The sequence below is a fragment of the Variovorax sp. LjRoot130 genome (assembly GCF_964253755.1).
Classification (GTDB): Bacteria; Pseudomonadota; Gammaproteobacteria; order Burkholderiales; family Burkholderiaceae_C; genus Variovorax.
Genome location: NZ_CAXURM020000001.1, coordinates 5,099,016 through 5,114,488, shown reverse-complemented (window position 1 = coordinate 5,114,488; position 15,473 = coordinate 5,099,016). Strand labels below are relative to the sequence as shown.

The following is a 15,473-nucleotide window of genomic DNA, read 5'->3' as shown; positions in this document are numbered from 1 at the left end:
GGGACCAACACCTGCTGGCAGCTGCAAGCTGCTTAAGCCTTGAACGCCAAAACAATCCGATCCATAAACGCAAACACCAGCTCCGTCCCGTACCCCGCCACAAACGCCAGCGTCCATATCGGCAGACTGCTCGACAGCCCCACCTGCTGCGGCGTCAGCAGCCAGGTCGATGCGATGCCGGCCAGTGCGCCGAGCGAGAGCCGCGCGATGTGGTGCAGTGACGAGTGCGGCGCAAACTGTTGGGCTCGAATCTCCAGGCTGATGTTGCGCAGCAGGTAAGAGTAGGAGCCGAGCAGCCCGAAGAGCAGGGGCAGCACGATGCGGTTGAGTCGGTCCAGCGTGGTCCTGGCGCTGTCGAGCACTTCGGCGGCGGATGTCGTGCCGTTGCCATTGCCGTTGCGGACGTTGCCGCCGTTGCCATTGCCGCTGTCCAGGCACAGCCACGCCTTCAGCAGCCACGTGTTGCACGGCCGCTGCTCCCAGCGGCCCAGTGTCGGCGGGATGCCGTCTCTTTCGGATTCGAGCTGCTTCTTCTGCTCGCTCTTCACCACCAGTTCGTCCCCGGCCTGCCGCACCGCGTTCGCAATGGCACGCGCCGCAGGCGACCCGGGCTCCGACCGGTCCCTGTCCGCCAGCGCCTGCTTGTCGAACATCGCGGCCTGCAGCTTCACCCTGTCGTCGGCCAGCTTGGTGATGTCGTCGCTCAGCGCCTTGTGGCGTGCCAGCGCGGCGCTGCCGATGGTCTGGTGGCCCAGCGCCAGGGCGGCCATGATGAGCACGACGACGAAAAGCACCGCGTGGATGAAGCGGCCCCAGGTCATGCCCGACATCCGGGTCATGAAGTTGCCGCGCAACTGCAACAGCGACGACAGCGGGGGCAGCCGCTGCATCGATGCCTGCAGCGTTTCGGCGGTCACGGGCGCGAGCTTGCGGGTCAGCTCCTGGTAGGCCTTGAAGAACTTCTGCTCGTCCTCGAGCGTTGCCGCGTGGCGCCCGACGAGGTCGTGGGTCGAGATGATGGCGTTGCGCAGGTCGTCGTCGATGTCGGGGCTCTTGGTCGATGCCGCATGGCGAAGCAGCTTCATCGCGTCGTCGACCATGGGCGCGAGGCGCATCGACCGTTCGCGTGCGCGCGTGGCCGGTGCGGTGGCCGACCTGGCGCGCGCCGCTTCAACGGTGATGGCGGGGAGCGGGGTCGAGACCGGCGCGCCCGCGATGTCGGTCGCCGCGTTCCACGATTCGCCGTCCTTCAGCTGGCGCATTGCGCCCGAGACGAGGTCGATGACCAGCGGCGGCCTGGTTTCTTCGCCGAAGTCGAGCTGCTTGTCCGCGGTGCTGGCCGCGTTGTCGACCTCGAAGACCGCGCTGCTCGCGCAGATCACCTGCCACCTGCCGGGGGGAAGAACGATGAAACCCATGCTGCCGGCTCCGAGAGTGGTCGCAGGCCGCATGATGACCCGCGCGCCCGCGGGCGCCATCCACTAAAGGATGTATGGCCGGGCGCTCAGTCCAGCGTCAAATTCCTGTACCCCGCCAGCTCGGTGCGCTGAAAGTCCCCCACAGGAATCCGCCGCTCCGCCATCCCCGGAAAGCGCGCGACGATCTCACCGCGTTCGCGGACCCAGCAGCCCTTCAGCGTCGCCGAGTCCCACCAGCTCAGGTAGGCCACGCGGCCGGGGGTGTCGCAGACGTCCTGCGCATCGGTCAGGCTCATCACGTTGAAGTCGGCGCCGTTGGCAACATAGATCACGCCGGGCGTCATGTCGCAGCCGGTGGCGATCCATGCGCAGGCGGCGAGGAGCGCAGCGGTGGCAAGGCGATTTTTTTGGAACTGCATGGTGCTTCCTTCCTTCGATCGGCACGCGCTGAATGAAACGCGCGTGCATGCAATCTAGAAAAGAAGCCCCGCGGCGGAAATGCCGCCTTCGCGTTTGGCATCCCGCGTTCGGGGGAAGGGGACCGACGCTCGGTTCATGAGGCGCCTGAGAGAGAAATTTCACGAACGGTTGCGAAACCCGGGGGCAGTTTCAGGGCGCGGCGGCCTTTGCTGTACAGCAAGTTACATTTCCCGCTCCTCAAACAACCAGAAGAAAGAGCGAGAGATGGCATCACGCCTGAGACTGATCTCGATGTGCACGGCTGCGCTTCTAGCCACCGGCTGCGCGCAACTGATCGCACCCCCTTACTCCAGCGACTACGAAGCGCTCGACCGCCTGAAGCGCGTCCCGGCGGAGCGCGTCGCCGTGGCGACCGTGCAGCCCACGGACGCGAACAACGCCGTCAACAACCTGTCGCTGCGCGGCGCGGGTTTTCGGTCGGGCAGCGGCACTTTCGCCAAGTACCTGGAATACGCGCTGGTTGGCGACCTGAAGGAAATCTCGTTGTACGACGCCACCGCCCGTACGCGCATCGACACGGTCATTCAGAAGAACGAAATCGCGGTGGCCAACATATCGACCGGCACCGGGCTGATGGACGTCGAGCTGACGGTCGCCCGCGACGGCAAGCAAAGGCTGCGCAAGGTGTATTCGGCGCAGACGAGCTTCGAGTCGAGCTTCGCCGGCGCGGTGGCGATCCCGAAGGGGCAGGCCGAATACCCGAACCTCGTGCGCGCGCTGCTGCGCGAGGTGTACACAGACCCGGCGTTCATCGCCGCCATCAGCAAGTGAAAAAGAAAGATCCCATGTCCATCCGCAGTTTTGTTCGTCTTTGTGCCGCGACCGCGGTCGTTGCCGTTCTCGCCGGTTGTGCCCACCCCATCGTGGTCAGCGCCGAGAAGACGCCGGAACGCGTCGAGTCCCAGTTGGTCCAGAAGAAGGTCGCCTATGCAATGACCGATGCGGACCGCGCCAAGGAAGTGACCACAGAAGGCGGCGGCGGCGACCGCGTCAGCTACTACCCGTATCGCGATCTGGAGAAGGCGATCCGCGAAGCGCTTCGCTCGGTGTACGCGGACGTGATCGTGATCCGTTCGGCGGCCGACGCCAACGCGATGCGCGACTCGGGCGTGGCGCTGGTCTTCACGCCCGAGATCAAGACCACCTCCGGATCGCCGTCTCCGTTCACCTGGCCGCCGACGCGCTTTACCAGCGAGATCGCGTGCAAGGTCACGGATGCGTCCGGCCAGGAAGTTGCCAGCGTGCGTGCTGCCGGATCGGGCAACGCGGAGTTCAGCGAATTCAAGAGCAACTTCAGCCTCGCGGCGAACCGTGCGGGTTCGGATGTCGCCAGCAAGCTGAGCGCCGAGATCAGGGCCAACGACAAGCTGCGCTGAAGGCGCGTCGCGCCTGAAGGATTGGGCGGCGAGCCGGACTTTCGGCTGCCTCAGCCGAGGCTCACGCCCACCTTCGCCCCGGCCGCGACGATCTCGCCCCAGGTCGCGTCGTCGAGCCAGATGCCCTCGCGCTCGCGCGCCGCACGCGCCTTGCGTTCGGGCTCGCCCGCGATCTGCACCGCGTCGAAACCCTGGCCTGCCGGGCTCTGGCGCAGCCAGGCGATGAAAGCGCTCGCCTCCTCTTCGAAGCTGGCCTGCGTGCCGAGCTTGGCCGGGTCGATCACGATCGCCAGCATGCCGTTGAGCACCGTGCGTGCGGTGTCGGCGGGGCGGTGCCAGGTGCCGCCGCCGGTCAGCGCGCCGCCGAGCAGCTCGCAGGCCACCGCCATGCCGTAGCCCTTGTGTTCGCCGAAGGTCATCAGCGCGCCGAAGAGGCCGTTGCTCTGGGGCACGACGACCACGCCGGGGTCGTCGGTGGGCGCGCCGTGCTCGTCGATCAGGTAGCCGGGCGGCACGCGCTCGCCCTTGTTGTGGGCCACGCGCATCTTGCCCTGCGCCACTCGGCTGGTCGCGTAGTCGAGGATGAAGGGCTCTGCGCCCTTGATCGGTATGCCGATGCAGCACGGGTTGGTGCCGAAGCGCCCGTCGCCGCCGCCCCAGGGCGCGACCACGGGGCGCGAGAGCACGTTGACGAAGTGCATCGCCACCAGGCCCTGCGCGGTCGCCATCTCGGCGAAGTGGCCGATGCGGCCCAGGTGGTGCGCGTTGGCGAGCGAGAGGATGCAGCTGCCGTGCTGCTTGGCGCGCGCGATGGCGAGTTCCATCGCCTGCACGCCGACGATCTGGCCGTAGCCGCGCTGGCCGTCGAGAGCGAGCATGGGGCCGGTGTCGAGGTTGATCTTGACGCTGGCGTTGGGTTTGAGGCCGCCTTCGGCTGCGGCGTCGACATAGCGCGGGACCATGCCCACGCCATGCGAATCGTGGCCGCTGAGGTTGGCGAGCACGAGGTTGGCGGCGACCTGTTCGGCTTCGGCGGGCGTGCTGCCGGTGCCGGCGATGATGGCGGCGACTTGGGCGCGGAGGGTGGATGCTTGAAGTGTTTTGGGCATGAAAATTTCCAATCCGGCTACATCACCGCGCCGACTTGCCACGGCACGAATTCGTTCTGCCCGTAGCCGTGCTTCTCGCTCTTGCTCTGCTCGCCCGAGGCCGTGGCCAGCACCAGCTCGAAGATGCGCTGCCCCATCTCCTGGATCGACACCGTGCCTTCGACGATCTCGCCGCAGTTGATGTCCATGTCCTCTTCCTGCCGCTGCCACAGCGCCGAGTTGGTCGCGAGCTTGAGCGAGGGCGAGGGCGCGCAGCCGTAGGCCGAGCCGCGGCCGGTGGTGAAGCAGATCATGTTGGCGCCGCCCGCGACCTGGCCGGTCGCGCTCACCGGGTCGTAGCCCGGCGTGTCCATGTAGACGAAGCCGTGCGCCGTCACCGGCTCGGCGTATTCGTACACCGCCTCGAGGTTGCTGGTGCCGCCCTTGGCCACCGCGCCCAGCGATTTCTCGAGGATGGTGGTGAGCCCGCCGGCCTTGTTGCCGGGCGAGGGGTTGTTGTTCATCTCGCCCTCGTTGATCTCGGTGTAGTGCTCCCACCAGTGGATGCGCTCGACCAGCTTCTCGCCCACTTCGCGCTTTACCGCGCGGCGCGTGAGCAGGTGCTCGGCGCCATAGACCTCGGGCGTTTCCGACAGGATGGCGGTGCCGCCGTGCGCCACCAGCAGGTCGACCGCGGCGCCCAGCGCCGGATTGGCGCTGATGCCCGAATAGCCGTCCGAGCCGCCGCACTGCAGGCCGATGGTGATGTGCGCCGCGCTGCAGGGCTCGCGCTTCACCGCGTTGGCGCGCGGCAGCATTTCGTTGATGAGCGCCACGCCTTTTTCCACCGTCTTGCGCGTGCCGCCCGTGTCCTGGATGTTGAAGACGCGGAAGTTCTCGCCCTCGGCGAGGTTGCCGGTCGCGAGCCAGGCGTTGATCTGGTTGGCCTCGCAGCCCAGGCCGACCACCAGCACGGCGGCGAAGTTGGCGTGCGTGGCGTAGCCGGTGAGCGTGCGTTCGAGGATCTGCATGCCCATCCCGCCGGTGTCCATGCCGCAGCCGGTGCCGTGCGTGAGCGCGACCACGCCGTCGACGTTGGGGTAGTCCGCGAGTGCGGCCGGATTGGTCTTGCGCGAGAAGTGGTCGGCAATGGCGCGCGCCGCGGTGGCCGAGCAGTTCACGCTGGTCAGCACGCCGATGTAGTTGCGCGTGGCCACGCGGCCGTCGGCGCGCTTGATGCCCATGAAGGTGGCTTCGCGCCGCGCGGGCGGCGGCTTCACGTCGGCGCCGTAGGCGTAGTCGCGGTCGAAGTGGCCCTTGTCGGGGCCCATGTCGAGGTTGTGCGTGTGCACGTGCTCGCCGGGCGCGATCGGCTTGCTCGCGAAGCCGATGATCTGGTTGTAGCGGCGCACCGGCTCGCCCTGGGCGATGGCGCGAATGGCGATCTTGTGGCCGGGCGGGATCAGGCCGCGCGCGGCGACGCCTTCGACCGGCGTGCCGCCGAGCAGCTGGCCGCGCGCAATGACGACATCGTCGGCGGGGTGGAGGCGGATAAAGGGGTTCATCGTGTGTGTCCTTGAAGTATCAAGCGGCATTCGCGCGGCGCCAGCTCGCGCTGAATCGCTGGTGCGATTTGTCCATGTGCGCGTGCATCGCGCGGCGCGCCGCGTCGGCGTCGCGCGCGGCGATCGCGTCGCGGATCGCCTCGTGCTCGGCGATGGCGCTGCGCCACGAATTCACGGTCTCGAAGTAGCCGCCCAGCCGCGTGAAGATGGGCCCCTTGCGCGAATCCCAGAAGGCCTGCACCGTTTCGGAAAGCACCACGTTGCCGCAGCATTCGACGATCGCAAGGTGGAAGGCGCGGTCGCCATCGAGCGGCATCAGGTTGCGGTCGGCCAGCTCGCGCATGCGTTCGATGGCGCGCGTCATCGCATCGATATCCTTGCGCTTGGCGAGCCCCGCCGCGATCGCCGCGGTCTCGCCCTCGACCACGCGGCGGGCGCGGATCAATTCGAGCGGGCCCCATTCGGTGGCGGCCACGGGCGCCGCGGCGCGGTGCGAGCGGTCGAGCACGTAGACGCCCGAGCCGGTGCGCACCTCGACCCAGCCCTCGACCTCGAGCGCGATCAGCGCCTCGCGCACCGAGGGCCGGCTCACGCCCAGCTGCTTGGCCAGGTCGCGTTCGGCCGGCAGGCGCGCGCCGGCCGCGAACTCGCCCTTGGCGATCAGCGCGCGCAGCTGGTCGGCGATCTGGCGGTAAAGGCGTCTGGGTTCGACGGTCTGCAGGGGCACGTGGGTCAATGGGTTTAAGGGTTGTCCTGAATTGGACAAGTGGTAAGGCCAATTCAGAATACGATTCTCCCCGAGATGCAGCCATCGGGCCAAACCCTGAACGCCTGCATCGCGTCCCTTTTTCGACCCAGATTCCAACGAGGACATCCCATGAGACTCAAGGGCAAGACCGCGCTCGTGACCGCGGCCGGGCAGGGCATCGGCCATGCCAGCGCACTCGCACTCGCCGCCGAGGGCGCGCAGGTCTGGGCCACCGACGTCAACGAGAAGCTGCTCGCGCGCTACGCAGGCGTCGCCAACATCCAGGCCGCCAAGCTCGACGTGCTCGACAAGGCCGCGATCGACGCCTTCACCAAGACCCTGCCCACGCTCGACATCCTGTTCAACTGCGCTGGCGTGGTGCACAACGGCGCCGCGCTGCAGGCCACCGACGACGACCTCGACTTCGCCTTCCGGCTCAACGTGCGGGCCCAGTTCTGGCTGATCCAGGCCGTGCTGCCCGGCATGCTGGCCGCGGGCCGCGGCAGCATCATCAACATGGCCAGCGTGTGTTCGAGCATCAAGGGCCTGCCGAACCGCTGCGTCTACGGCACCACCAAGGCCGCGGTGCTGGGGCTCACCAAGAGTGTCGCGGCCGACTACGTGGGGCAGGGCATCCGCTGCAATGCGGTGTGCCCCGGCACGGTGGACACGCCCTCGCTGGGCGAGCGCATCAACGCCAATGCCGACCCGGTCGAAGCGCGCAAGGCTTTCATCGCGCGCCAGCCGATGGGCCGGCTGGCGCAGGCAGAAGAGATCGCGCCGCTGGTCGTGTTCCTCGCCAGCGACGAATCGCAGTTCGTCACCGGCCAGGCCTACGCGGCCGACGGCGGTATCACCATATGAACCAGCTCGATTTCGCCGGCCGGCACGCGGTCGTCACCGGCGGCGCGACGGGCCTGGGCTACGGCATCGCGCAGCGGCTCATCGCCTCCGGCGGCAGCGTGACCTTGTGGGACCGCGACAGCGAAGCGGTCACCAAGGCGGCCTGGGCGCTCGGCGCCAAGGCCTTCGCGCTCGCGGTCGACGTGTCGCAGCAGCCCTCGGTGGCGAAGGCCGTGGCGGACACGCTGGCGCAGGCGAAGCGCATCGATGCGCTGGTCAACAGCGCCGGCATCACCGGGCCCAACACCCGGCTCTGGGACTATCCGGTGGATGCATGGCGCGAGGTGATGGAGGTCAACATCAACGGTGTTTTTCTCTGCTGCCGCGAGGTCGTGCCGCAGATGCGCAAGCAGGGTCATGGCCGCATCGTCAACATCGCCTCGGTCGCTGGCAAGGACGGCAATCCCAACGCTAGCGCCTACAGCGCCAGCAAGGCGGCCGTGATCGCGCTCACCAAGTCGCTCGGCAAGGAGCTGGCCGACACCGGCATCCGCGTCAACTGCGTGACGCCGGCCGCGGTGAAGACCGCGATCTTCGACCAGATGACGCCCGAGCACATCGCCTTCATGCTCTCGAAGATCCCGATGGGGCGCTTCGGCACGGTGGAGGAGATCGCCGCGATGGTGAGCTGGCTTTGCACCGAAGATTGCTCCTTCTCCACCGGCGCCGTGTTCGACCTGTCCGGCGGCCGCTCCACTTACTGAACTCGCAACAAGAAAGGCACACATGAAACTCGTTCGCTATGGCAACCCCGGCAAGGAGAAGCCCGGCCTCATCGACGACAAGGGTCTGCTGCGCGACCTGAGCGCGGTGGTCGAGGACATCGGCCCCAAGCAGCTGGGCGATGCCGCGCTGGCCAAGCTGCGCAAGCTGAAGACCGACAAGCTGCCGCTGGTCAAGGGCAAGCCGCGCTACGGCAGCCCGGTCGCCGATGTCGGCAAGTTCATCGCCATCGGCCTCAACTACGCCGACCACGCGGCCGAGTCGGGCCTGCCGATCCCGGCCGAGCCAGTGGTCTTCACGAAGGCCACGAGCTGCATCCAGGGCCCGAACGATCCGGTCATGCTGCCCAAGAACTCGGTCAAGAGCGACTGGGAGGTGGAGCTCGGCGTGGTGATCGGCGCCCAGGCGCGCTACGTCTCGCAGAAGAGCGCGCTCGACTACGTGGCCGGCTACTGCGTCATCAACGACGTGAGCGAGCGCGAATTCCAGATCGAGCGCGGCGGCACTTGGGACAAGGGCAAGGGCTGCGACACCTTCGGCCCCATCGGCCCCTGGCTCGTGACGCGCGACGAAGTGCCCAACCCGCAGAAGCTCGCGATGTGGCTCGACCTCAACGGCAAGCGCATGCAGACCGGCAACACGAAGACCATGATCTTCAACATCGCCAAGATCGTGAGCTACGTGAGCCAGTTCATGACGCTTGTGCCCGGCGACGTCATCACCACCGGCACGCCGCCCGGCGTCGGCCTCGGCATGAAGCCGCCGCTCTATTTGAAGAAGGGCGACGTGATGACGCTGGGCATCGAGGGGCTGGGGGAGCAGCGGCAGGACGTGGTGGCGTTCAAGCTTTGAACGCGCGAGGCGGCGGCCTGCTTGCCGCCGCTTTTTGTCTTCAAAGCGGCGTGGGGCGTCCGGGAAGCGTCGTACGATCGCGCGCGCGAAGACTGTCGATGAGGCGCAACTCCGTCTGCGCCCGCCTGTCGCCGGCATCGAGTTCGAGGCAGCGGCGATAGCGGCTCTCGGCTTCGTCGAGACGGCCCATCTCGATGAGGGCGAAGCCCTGGCCGCGCAGTGCGCGGGTTTGGTGGCGAACCCTTTCGTCGTCCTTGGAAAACTCGATGAGGCGCTCGGCCTCGGTGAAGATCTCGAGCGCCTTCGGCCAGTTCTTGTCGACCTGGTAGGTGTGGCCGAGCTCCGAGCGGAATTGCGCATTGGCAGGCGAGAGCTCGATCGCGCGCTCGATCGCGCGGCGTCCTTCGGGAACTCGCTTCAGTTCGATCAGCGCATAGCCCTTGAGGTATTGGGCATGGCCCCAGGTCGGGCCGACGTCGATCGCATCCTTCCGATCGCTCGCCGCCTGGGTCATGTAGTAGAGGCTTTCGGGCAAGGTGCGCGCGCTGTAGATGCGCTGCTTGCTGTCGCGGTATCGGGCCTCGAAGCGACCGATCAATCCATCGATCACTTGCAGACCTTCCGCAGGCTTGGCTTGCTTGAAGACCAGAAGGCTCGCCTTCTGGAAGTCGGCCAAGTCCTGTGCCTGTGTCTCCTTCGCGATGGGCGCCGTTGCCTTGGCACCCGGGCCGGTCGCGCAGCCGGAAGCGAGGAAGGCGACGGTCATCGCCAGCGCCAGCAGGAATGTCCTCACGTTTCCCTCCTCCTCTGCGGGCGAGCTTAGCTGAACACGCGTCCCCAGGACAGAGGGCCCGCGCCGACTTCAAATGTCTCATTGACAGAACATTAGAACTGCACAAACATTCAGGGCATGTCGCAGATGCCCTTGCCGAAATACCACCAGATCTACCTGGTGCTGCGCGAGCAGTTGGATGAAGGGCGTTTCGCCGAAGGCGTGCCGGGCGAGCTGGCGCTGATGGCGCAGTTCGGCGTGGCGCGCGTCACCGTGCGGCGCGCGCTGGAGCGGCTGTCCACCGAAGGGCTGATCTCGCGCAACCCCGGGCGCCGGACGCGGCCGGTGCCGCCCGTGTCGGCCGCCGAGCCGCGCGAGAACGAGGGCAGCCAGCGCGCCAACCTGCATGGCCTGCTGGAGAACCTGGTCACCATGGGCCTGCGCACCTCGGTCAAGGTGGTCGATGTCGCGATGGTGTCGGCTTCGACGCAGGTGGCCGAGGCGCTGCAGATCCAGCTCGGCGATGCGGTGCAGAAGGCGGTGCGCGTGCGCTCGACGCGCGAGGGGCCGCTCTCGCACATCACCACCTACGTGCCGGCCGAGGTGGCGCGGCGCTTCGGGCGGCGCGAACTCGCCAAGAAGCCCATCCTCGTGCTGCTGGAAGAGGCGGGCGTCAAGGTCGGGCGCGCGCACCAGACGATCTCTGCGCGGCTTGCGGACAACGTGCTGGCCGAACACCTCGAAGTCTCCGTCGGCTCGGCGCTGCTGGCCGTGCGCCGCCTCGTCTACGACGACGCCGATCGGCCGGTGCAGTGGCTGCACGGCTTCTACCGGCCCGACCGCTACACCTACGAGATGCAGTTGTCCCGCGTGGGCAGTATCGACGCCAAGGTGTGGGTCAGCAAGGATGTGTCAGCCCAGTTCAACTGAAAGAGGAAAAGCCCCATGTCGAATCGTCGCCGCTTCATGTCGCAATCCGCCGCCGTGGCTTCCGCCATCGCATTCCCGCTCGTGGCCGGCGCGCAGCCGAAGACCGTCAAGGTCGGCGTGCTGCATCCGGTGACCGGCGCGCTCGCCTATTCGGGCCAGCAATGCCGCCTGGGCGCACAGCTCGCGATCGAGGACATCAACAAGGCCGGCGGCATCAAGTCGCTCGGCGGCGCGCAGATCGAGGCCCTGCTCGGCGATGCGCAGTCGCAGCCGCAGGCCGGCACGGCGGAGGTCGAGAAGATGAACGAGGCAGGCGTCTCGGCCATCGTCGGCGCCTATGCCTCGGCCATCTGCCTCGCGACCACGCAGGCCGCGGCCAAGTACAACCTGCCGCACGTGGTGGATGTGGGCGTGGCCGACCAGATCGTCGAGCGCGGCCTGAAGAACACCTTTCGCTTCGGCCCCGGCTACAAGAAGTCGACCGAGGTCGCGATGGCCAATCTGCTGGTGCTCAACAAGGCCGCGGGCAATCCGGCCAAGACGGTGATGATCATCCACGAGGAGTCGCTGTTCGGCGCCGGCACGGCGGCGCTGCTGTCGCGCGAGCTGCCGGGCTATGGCTTCGACGTGAAGGAAGTGGTGAAGCACGCGAATCCGACGCGCGACTTCAACAACATCGTGCTGCGCATGAAGTCGGTCAACCCGGACATCGTGATCCCGGCCAACTACTACAACGAGTACGCGCTCCTGGTGCGCACCATGCAGCAGCAGAAGGTCAGTCCCAAGGCGATCTTCTCGGTGCTGGGCGGCGCGGCATCGAGCTACAAGTTCGTGAAGGAGTTTCCGGACGCGGCCAACGGCATCATCGACTGCAATCACTGGTTCAACCCGAAGGACAAGCGCTCGCAGGAACTGAAGAAGCGGGTCGAGGCCAAGGGCCAGTTCTTCAGCTACGAGGTGTTCATGACCTACACCGCGATGTGGCTGCTGGCCGATGCGCTGGAGCGTGCCAGGTCGGCCGAGCGCGCTGCCATCATCGATGCGCTGGAGAAGAGCACCTTCTCGAATCACATCATGCCGTATGGCCCGACGAAATTCACGAACGGCCAGAACGAGGGCGCGCAGCCGCTGATGACGCAGGTGGTGAAGAACGACATCAAGGTGATCATTCCGCGCGACTACCGCGAGGTGGATCCCGTGTTCCCGCTCAAGGCATGAGCACCATCTCTTGTTCCCTCCCCTCCCGGGAGAGGGCTAGGTTGGGGGCTGCGGGCCTGTCCATCGGCGTGCATCTTCGAGACGCCTGACCATGCTCGACTTCGGCATTCTCTTTCCCTCCGTCCTCAACGGCCTCACCACCGGCGCGGTCTATGCGCTGATCGCGCTCGGCCTCACGCTGATCTACGGCGTGCTGCACATCATCAACTTCGCGCACGGTGCCTGCCTGATGCTGGCGCTGTACGCGGTGTACTTCCTCAAGGAGCGCTGGGGCGTCGACCCCTACCTGGCGCTGCCGATCGTCGTGCCGGGCATGTTCGCGCTCGGCTACGCGCTGCAGCGCATCGTGATCAACCGCGCGGGCCACGGCAAGGACGAGAACATCCTGCTCGCCACGCTGGGCATCGCGATCGTGATGGAGAACCTCGCGCTGATCTTCTTCAAGTCCGACACGCGCAACATCGACACCGCCTATTCGCTCAGCACGGTGGCCATCGGGCCCGCGATGATCGCGGTGCCCAAGTTGGTGGCCTTCGCGGGCGCGCTGGTGGTGTCGGCACTGCTGTTCTGGATCATGGGCCGTACCGACCTGGGCCGCGCGATCCGCGCGGTGGCCAAGGAAAGGGAAGGCGCCAAGCTCATGGGCATCGACGTCGACCATGTCTACGCGATGAGCTTCGGCATCGGCCTGGCCTGCCTGGGCGCGGCCGCGTGCTTCCTGCTGCCGGCCTACTACGTCAACCCGCAGGTGGGCAGCGGCTTCGTGCTGGTGGCCTTCACCGTCGTCGTGCTCGGCGGCATGGGCAGCTTCGTCGGCGCGCTCGTCGGCGGCTTCCTGGTCGGGGTGGTGGAGTCGCTGGGCGGGCTCTACCTCGGCGAGTCGCTGGGGCAGATCGGCATCTTCGCGATCTTCATCGGCGTCGTGCTGTTCCGGCCCGAAGGCATGTTCGGAGCGAGGGCATGAGCGCAGGCAACCGGCAACTCGCCCTCATTGCGCTGTTCGCGGTGCTCGTGGCCTGCGTGCCGCTGGTCACGGCGTCCGGCACCACGCTCAACTTCGTGATGATGGCGCTCTATGCCACGCTCATTGCGCAGGCCTGGAACATCCTCGGCGGCTTTGGCGGGCAGTTCTCCTTCGGCCATGCGCTCTTCTTCGGCACCGGCGCCTACATCCAGGCCATCGCGCAGCTGCAGGGCGGCATCAACGCCTGGGTCGCGCTGCCGCTCGCGGTGGCGGGCGCGGCGCTGGTGGGACTCTTCGTCGGCGCGCTGAGCTTTCGCTACGGACTCAAGGGTTCCTACTTCGCGCTGGTCACGCTGGCTTTCGCGGAGGCGTTCCGCATCCTCGCGCTGTCGGTGCCTTTCACCGGCGGCGGCGTGGGCTTGATGGTGCCGCTGCGCGAGTCCGCCGCCAACCTGCAGTTCGCCTCGCGCAGCGGCTACCTGTGGCTGGTGCTGGGCTTCGTCACGGCCGCGCTCATCGTCACCTGGTGGCTGCGCAACAGCCGCTTCGGCGCCTGCCTGCAGGCGGTGCGCGACAACGAGGATGCGGCGCGCGCAGTGGGCGTGAACCCCTTCAACGTCAAGCTCGCGGCCATCGGCATCTCGGGCGCCTTCATGGGCGCGGCCGGCGCGTTCTACGTGCAGGTGTTCCAGTACATCGACCCCGGCATCGCCTACGGCCCCGCGACCTCGGTCGAGGCGCTGGTCGCGGCCATCGTCGGCGGCATGGGCACGCTGTGGGGGCCGGTGCTGGGCGCGCTCGTGCTGCACGTGCTGTCGGACCTTACGCGCAACCTGTTCGGCGAGCTCCCGGGCATCAACATGGTGATCTACGGCGTGGTGCTGGTGCTGATCGTGATCTTCGTGCCGCGCGGCATCGCGGGCATCGGCCTGTCGGCACGGCAGCTCTGGGCCGGGAAGGGAGGCCGCCGTGGCTGAAGCGCTGCTGTCCCTCGCCGGCATCTCGCGTTCCTTCGGCGGCCTCGCGGCGGTGCAGGACGTGAGCCTCGCGGTGGAAGAAGGGCGCCTGTGCGCGCTGATCGGCCCCAACGGCGCCGGCAAGACCACGCTGTTCGCGCTGATGTCGGGCTTCCTCAAGCCCGACAGCGGCACGGTGCGCTTCGCGGGTCAGGACATCACGGGCCGCGAGCCGCATCGCAATGCGCTCCTGGGAATGACGCGCACCTTCCAGATCGTCAAGCCTTTCGCGGCCCAGACGGTGCGCGAGAACATCGCGGTCGGCGCGCACCTGCACGAGCGCAGCCGCGGCATCGCGCTGGCGCGCGCGGAGGCGGTGGCGCAGCAAGTGGGCCTTGCGCGACAGATCGACAAACCGGCCTCCGACCTCACCGTGGCCGGCCGCAAGCGGCTGGAGCTGGCACGCGCGCTCGCCACGCAGCCGCGCCTGCTGCTGCTCGACGAGGTGCTGGCCGGCCTCAATCCGCGGGAGATCGCCGAGATGATGCCGGTGGTGCGTGGCATTGCCGCGAGCGGCGTGACGGTGCTGATGATCGAGCACGTGATGCAGGCCGTGATGCACCTGGCCGAGCATGTCTGGGTTCTGGCGCAGGGCCGCCTGATTGCCGAGGGCAGCCCGGCCGAGGTCACGTCGAACGACAAGGTGGTCGAGGCCTACCTGGGCCACGGCACGGCGGCGCGGCTGCGCGCCGCGGGAGCGGCGGCATGACGGTCCTGCTCGACATCAAGGAGTTGCGCGGCGGCTACGGCCGCGTCGAAGTGCTGCGCGGGGTCGACCTGCAGGTAAATGCCGGCGAGATGGTCGCGCTCTTGGGCAGCAACGGCGCCGGCAAGTCCACGCTCAACAAGATGGTCTGCGGCCTCTGCCCGGCCTGGGCCGGCACGGTGCGCTTCGACGGGCAGGACCTGAGCGGCGCCCACTACCGCGAGGTGGTGCGCGCCGGGCTGATCCAGGTGCCCGAGGGTCGCAAGGTGTTCCCCAACCTCAGCGTGCTGGAGAACCTCGAGCTCGGTTCCTTCACGCGCGCCCGCGAACGCCGCGCGCTCAACCTGGAGCGCGTGTTCGCGATCTTCCCGCGCCTGAAGGAGCGCCTGCGCCAGCACGCCGGCACGATGAGCGGCGGCGAGCAGCAGATGCTCGCGATCGGCCGCGGCCTCATGGCCGAGCCGGTGCTGCTGATCCTCGACGAGCCCTCGCTGGGCCTGTCGCCGCTGCTGGTGGAGGAGATGTTCTCGCTCATTCGCCAACTGCGCGACGACGGCCTTGCGGTGCTGCTGGTCGAGCAGAACGTGGGCCAGTCGCTGGAGATCGCGGATCGTGCGTACGTGCTGGAGAACGGCAGCGTGCGCTTCTCGGGCTTGCCGAAGGACTTGCTGGCAAGTGATGACTTGCGGCGCGCTTACCTGGGCCTTTGATCCG

The 15,473-nt window shown here is 67.5% G+C and carries 17 protein-coding genes; 11 read left to right on the top strand and 6 right to left on the bottom strand.

The annotated features are described in order from the left end of the window. Positions 1-32: 32 nt before the first annotated feature. On the bottom strand, positions 33-1,478 hold the full coding sequence (locus ACSQ86_RS25385) for a hypothetical protein (RefSeq protein WP_436309793.1): 1,446 nt from the start codon (positions 1,476-1,478) through the stop codon (positions 33-35). 26 nt (positions 1,479-1,504) lie between these two features. Further along, on the bottom strand, positions 1,505-1,837 hold the full coding sequence (locus ACSQ86_RS25380; RefSeq protein WP_436305548.1) for a hypothetical protein: 333 nt from the start codon (positions 1,835-1,837) through the stop codon (positions 1,505-1,507). Positions 1,838-2,102: 265 nt separating this feature from the next. Between ACSQ86_RS25380 and ACSQ86_RS25375 the strand changes: the two genes are divergently transcribed. Next, positions 2,103-2,669 (top strand): hypothetical protein, encoded by a 567-nt coding sequence (locus tag ACSQ86_RS25375; protein ID WP_436309792.1) that lies wholly within the window; start codon positions 2,103-2,105, stop codon positions 2,667-2,669. Positions 2,670-2,683: 14 nt separating this feature from the next. Next, a complete protein-coding gene (locus ACSQ86_RS25370) occupies positions 2,684-3,274 on the top strand; it encodes a hypothetical protein (protein ID WP_436309791.1) in 591 nt (196 codons plus the stop codon). A 50-nt stretch (positions 3,275-3,324) separates the two neighbouring features. On the opposite strand, the gene ACSQ86_RS25365 is transcribed toward ACSQ86_RS25370, so the two are convergent. From ACSQ86_RS25365 to ACSQ86_RS25355, 3 genes are read right to left on the bottom strand one after another with little or no spacing between them, the layout of a single operon-like run. After that, a complete protein-coding gene (locus ACSQ86_RS25365; RefSeq protein ID WP_436305545.1) occupies positions 3,325-4,383 on the bottom strand; it encodes a malate/lactate/ureidoglycolate dehydrogenase in 1,059 nt (352 codons plus the stop codon). Between the two features lie 17 nt (positions 4,384-4,400). Continuing rightward, positions 4,401-5,927 (bottom strand): UxaA family hydrolase, encoded by a 1,527-nt coding sequence (locus ACSQ86_RS25360; RefSeq protein ID WP_436305544.1) that lies wholly within the window; start codon positions 5,925-5,927, stop codon positions 4,401-4,403. A gap of 19 nt (positions 5,928-5,946) precedes the next feature. Then, positions 5,947-6,654 (bottom strand): FadR/GntR family transcriptional regulator, encoded by a 708-nt coding sequence (locus tag ACSQ86_RS25355; protein ID WP_436305543.1) that lies wholly within the window; start codon positions 6,652-6,654, stop codon positions 5,947-5,949. Positions 6,655-6,804: 150 nt separating this feature from the next. Here ACSQ86_RS25355 and ACSQ86_RS25350 point away from each other — a divergent pair, with 150 nt between their 5' ends. Genes ACSQ86_RS25350 through ACSQ86_RS25340 form a run of 3 tightly spaced genes read left to right on the top strand, consistent with a single transcriptional unit; the run spans position 6,805 to position 9,153 of the window. Further along, complete coding sequence (locus tag ACSQ86_RS25350) at positions 6,805-7,539, top strand: SDR family oxidoreductase (RefSeq protein ID WP_436293708.1); 735 nt, start codon at positions 6,805-6,807, stop codon at positions 7,537-7,539. Next, positions 7,536-8,282, top strand: a complete 747-nt coding sequence (locus tag ACSQ86_RS25345) for an SDR family NAD(P)-dependent oxidoreductase (protein ID WP_436305542.1) — start codon at positions 7,536-7,538, stop codon at positions 8,280-8,282. Before ACSQ86_RS25350 ends, ACSQ86_RS25345 begins: the two co-directional genes overlap by 4 nt. Before the next feature lie 22 nt (positions 8,283-8,304). After that, positions 8,305-9,153, top strand: a complete 849-nt coding sequence (locus ACSQ86_RS25340; RefSeq protein ID WP_436305541.1) for a fumarylacetoacetate hydrolase family protein — start codon at positions 8,305-8,307, stop codon at positions 9,151-9,153. 40 nt (positions 9,154-9,193) lie between these two features. Here ACSQ86_RS25340 and ACSQ86_RS25335 read toward each other — a convergent pair whose 3' ends face one another. Continuing rightward, the gene (locus tag ACSQ86_RS25335) at positions 9,194-9,946 is read right to left on the bottom strand and encodes a tetratricopeptide repeat protein (protein WP_436309790.1); all 753 of its coding nucleotides are present in this window, start codon (positions 9,944-9,946) and stop codon (positions 9,194-9,196) included. 126 nt (positions 9,947-10,072) lie between these two features. On the opposite strand from ACSQ86_RS25335, the gene ACSQ86_RS25330 reads away from it, so the two are divergent. The 6 genes from ACSQ86_RS25330 (at position 10,073) to ACSQ86_RS25305 (ending at position 15,469) form a co-directional block, all read left to right on the top strand. Then, positions 10,073-10,855: a GntR family transcriptional regulator gene (locus ACSQ86_RS25330; RefSeq protein ID WP_093104163.1), complete on the top strand. Its 783-nt coding sequence runs from the start codon at positions 10,073-10,075 to the stop codon at positions 10,853-10,855. Between the two features lie 15 nt (positions 10,856-10,870). Continuing rightward, a complete protein-coding gene (locus tag ACSQ86_RS25325; RefSeq protein WP_436293706.1) occupies positions 10,871-12,073 on the top strand; it encodes an ABC transporter substrate-binding protein in 1,203 nt (400 codons plus the stop codon). A gap of 91 nt (positions 12,074-12,164) precedes the next feature. Next, positions 12,165-13,037, top strand: coding sequence for a branched-chain amino acid ABC transporter permease (locus ACSQ86_RS25320; protein ID WP_436305539.1), 873 nt, complete (start codon positions 12,165-12,167; stop codon positions 13,035-13,037). Beyond that, positions 13,034-14,014 carry a branched-chain amino acid ABC transporter permease gene (locus ACSQ86_RS25315; protein ID WP_436305538.1) on the top strand — a complete coding sequence of 327 codons (981 nt, stop codon included), beginning with the start codon at positions 13,034-13,036 and terminating at the stop codon, positions 14,012-14,014. Before ACSQ86_RS25320 ends, ACSQ86_RS25315 begins: the two co-directional genes overlap by 4 nt. Further along, complete coding sequence (locus ACSQ86_RS25310) at positions 14,007-14,762, top strand: ABC transporter ATP-binding protein (protein ID WP_436305537.1); 756 nt, start codon at positions 14,007-14,009, stop codon at positions 14,760-14,762. Before ACSQ86_RS25315 ends, ACSQ86_RS25310 begins: the two co-directional genes overlap by 8 nt. Continuing rightward, positions 14,759-15,469: an ABC transporter ATP-binding protein gene (locus tag ACSQ86_RS25305; RefSeq protein WP_436305536.1), complete on the top strand. Its 711-nt coding sequence runs from the start codon at positions 14,759-14,761 to the stop codon at positions 15,467-15,469. The genes ACSQ86_RS25310 and ACSQ86_RS25305 overlap by 4 nt, the downstream gene beginning before the upstream one ends. Positions 15,470-15,473: the final 4 nt, after the last annotated feature.